Genomic DNA, 3,345 nt, shown 5'->3' with positions numbered 1-3,345 from the left:
GCACAAGGACCTGGTCGCCGCCTACGAGCATTTCGGCGTCAACATCCACTGGCACGAGCCGACGCCCGAGCTGCCGATGCAGGTCTATTCCCGCGATTCCAGCGTCATGACGCCCTACGGCGCCTTCATCACCGCCATGGCCAACTGGTGGCGGCGCGGCGAGAACTATGCCGCGATCCGCACCTATGAAAAACTCGGCATCCCGATCTACGACATGGTCACGGCTGGTACGTTCGAGGGCGGCGACTTCAACGTCATCGAGGATGGCGTCGTGCTGATAGGCTGCGGCGGCGCGCGCACGCAGGAGGAAGGTGCGCGCCAGGTGCAGGCCTGGTTCGACAAGGAAGGCTGGGAAACCCGCATCGCCTTCATCGACGAATATTACGTCCATATCGACCTGATGGTGGTGCCGATCGCCGAAAAACTGACCGCCGTCTGCCTTGCCTGCACCGAGCCCGGCATTGTCGACTGGCTGAAGGGCAAAGGCCACGAGATCATCGACGTGCCGTTCCAGGACACGATGGCGCTCGGCTGCAACTTCATGTCGCTGGGCAAGGACCGGGTGATCGCGCCGACCTCCAGCCAGTCGCTGATCGGCCAGCTCAAGGCCCGCGGTTTCGAGGTCGCGGCCGTCGACATGAGCGAGATTTCGAAGACCGGCGGCGGCATCCACTGCATGGCGCAGGCGCTGAAGCGCGAACCGGCCTGAGCCGGCTCGCCCCTCAGCAACAAACCCGATACTGTGTCTTCGCTGCCCTTGTGAGTGCTGGAAAAATGGAGGAATAGTCTTGCGGAATGCATCGCCCTGAAATTGCCGGTTTGCGGTACTCAGGTCGTGCAATTGCTAGCCGGATTCCGAATGGCCAGTCCCGAACCGCGCAAGAGAAGAGGTCCGATCGCCGCCCGGCTGCTGGCGCTCGACGCGTGGATCGATTCCTCGCTCTACGAGATCGGCTTCAAGGCGCGCCAGTTCTGGGAATCGGCGACGATCTTCTCGCGGCGCTTCCGCGTCAACGGCTGGCGCCGTGGCATCATCGAAGTGTTGAGCGAAGGTTTTACGCTCGGCGCCGGCGGCATCGTGGTGATGCTGGCGCTGGCCATTCCGGCTTTCCAGGATACGGCCGGCGACTGGCGCGCCCAGGGCGACTTCGCCGTCACCTTCCTCGACCGCTATGGCAACGAGATCGGCCAGCGCGGCATCATCCAGCGCGATTCCGTGCCGGTCGACGAGATGCCCGATCACGTCATCAAGGCGGTGCTTGCTACCGAGGATCGCCGCTTCTTCGATCACTACGGCATCGATGTGCTCGGCCTTTCCCGCGCCATCTTCGAGAATGTGCGGGCCAATTCCGTCGTTCAGGGCGGCTCGAGCATAACCCAGCAGCTGGCCAAGAACCTGTTCCTCACCAATGAGCGCACGCTAGAGCGCAAGATCAAGGAAGCCTTCCTGTCGCTGTGGCTCGAGGCCAATCTGTCGAAGAAGGAAATCCTGCAGCTCTATCTCGATCGAGCCTACATGGGGGGCGGTACGTTCGGCATCGAGGCGGCCGCCGATTTCTATTTCGGCAAGAGCGTCAAGGATCTGAACCTCGCCGAGGCGGCGATGCTGGCCGGGCTGTTCAAGGCGCCGACCAAATATGCGCCGCACATCAACCTGCCGGCAGCGCGCGCACGCGCCAATGTGGTGCTGTCCAACCTTGTCGATTCCGGCTTCATGACCGAGGGGCAGGTTCTGCAGGCAAGGCTGCATCCGGCCGATGTCGTCGACCGCGGCGAGCAGAAAAGTCCGGACTATTACCTCGACTGGGCATTCGACGAGGTCAAGAAGATCGCCAAACCGGGCCAGCACTCGCTTGTTGCCCACACCACCTTCGACGCGAACATCCAGAAGGCAGCGGAAGAATCGGTGGAGTTCCACCTGCGCCAGTTCGGCAAGGAGTACAACGTCACCGAAGGTGCCGTCGTCGTCATCGAGACCAACGGCGCCGTGCGCGCCATCGTCGGCGGCCGCGACTATGGCGCCAGCCAGTTCAACCGCGCCACCAAGGCGCTGCGCCAGACCGGCTCGTCATTCAAACCCTATGTCTATGCAACGGCGATGGAACACGGCTTCACGCCCAACTCCATCATCTCCGGCGGCCCGATCAGCTGGGGGTCCTGGTCGCCGCACAATTACAGCGGCGGATCGGCGGGCAATGTAACTCTGATCATGGCTATGGCCAAATCGATCAACACCGTGCCGGTTCGGCTGGCCAAGGATCACCTTGGCATCGGGCCGATCAAGGCCATGGCCGAGGCGATGGGCGTGGAATCGCCGCTCGAAGCGCACAAGACGATGGTGCTGGGCACCTCGGGCATGACGGTGATGGACCAGGCGACGGGCTACAGCGTGTTCGCCGACAACGGTTTCGTCGGCTTCCGGCACGGCATCAGCCAACTCGTCACCCGCACCGGCGAGGTGGTTTATGATTTCGCCAAGGATGCGCCGCCGCCACACCGGGTGTTGTCGGAGCAGGCGCTGAAATCGATGAACACCATGCTGGCGGCAGTACCGGTGATGGGCACGGCGCGGCGGGCCCAACTTCCCAACATCGTCGTCGCCGGCAAGACGGGCACGACGCAATCCTACCGCGACGCCTGGTTTGTCGGCTTCACCGGCAACTACACGGCGGCGGTATGGATGGGCAATGACGATTTCACGCCGACCAAGAACATGACCGGCGGCTCGCTGCCTGCGATGGTATGGCAGCGCCTGATGGTCTATGCGCACCAGAACATCGACCTCAAGCCGATCCCGGGCATCGACAAGCCCTTCGTCGACGAGGAGATCGCTGCCAAAGCCGAGGAAGCACAGAAGAAGAGCGACGCGCAGGCGGTGGCCGATGCAGCCGCCGAACGGCCGCCGGTGCTGTCCAGCCGCACGACGCAGACGCTGCGGGACATGACCAGCCTGTTCCAGTCGGCGCCCGTCCTCAATACGCCTCAACCGCCGGAGACGCTGTCGGCGCTGTGATGGCGCGCCTCTTCCTTCTCCACCTGTGGGAGAAGGTGGATCGGCGCGCAGCGCCGAGACGGTTGAGGGGTGCTGGCCGGATCACCGTCCTTGCGAAGCTGGAACACCCCTCATCCGACCGAGCTTCGCTCGGCCACCGTCTCCCGCAGGTGGAGAAGGAAGAGGCGGCTGCAATTCTACATCGGCCCGCTTGCCACAAGGCCCTGCGCCGCGATATCCCCGAGCGGCAACTCTTCGGTGTCCCCGGCCCTTCATGCTCAAAACTGCCTTCCTGACGTTGCTTTCGCTTGCCATAGCCATCATCGGCGGTGGCGGCAGCGTCTGGTATGCGC

At 63.4% G+C, this 3,345-nt stretch carries 2 protein-coding genes; both read left to right on the top strand.

The annotated features are described in order from the left end of the window. The coding region (locus EN969_RS22860) for a dimethylarginine dimethylaminohydrolase family protein (protein ID WP_127419412.1) at positions 1 to 709 on the top strand (709 nt) is incomplete at its 5' end. A gap of 150 nt (positions 710 to 859) precedes the next feature. Beyond that, positions 860 to 3,013 (top strand): penicillin-binding protein 1A, encoded by a 2,154-nt coding sequence (locus EN969_RS22855; RefSeq protein ID WP_013532650.1) that lies wholly within the window; start codon positions 860 to 862, stop codon positions 3,011 to 3,013. Positions 3,014 to 3,345 lie beyond the last annotated feature (332 nt).

The organism is Mesorhizobium sp. M7A.F.Ca.CA.003.01.2.1 (genome assembly GCF_003998945.1).
Taxonomy (GTDB): Bacteria; Pseudomonadota; Alphaproteobacteria; order Rhizobiales; family Rhizobiaceae; genus Mesorhizobium; species Mesorhizobium ciceri.
The sequence above is the reverse complement of the archived record's forward strand: the minus strand, read 5'-3'. Positions and strand labels throughout refer to the sequence as shown.

Coding starts and splice junctions, on each gene's coding strand:
- EN969_RS22855 (WP_013532650.1), top strand. CDS start 860: ATGGCCAGTCCCGAACCGCGCAAGAGAAGAGGTCCGATCGCCGCCCGG.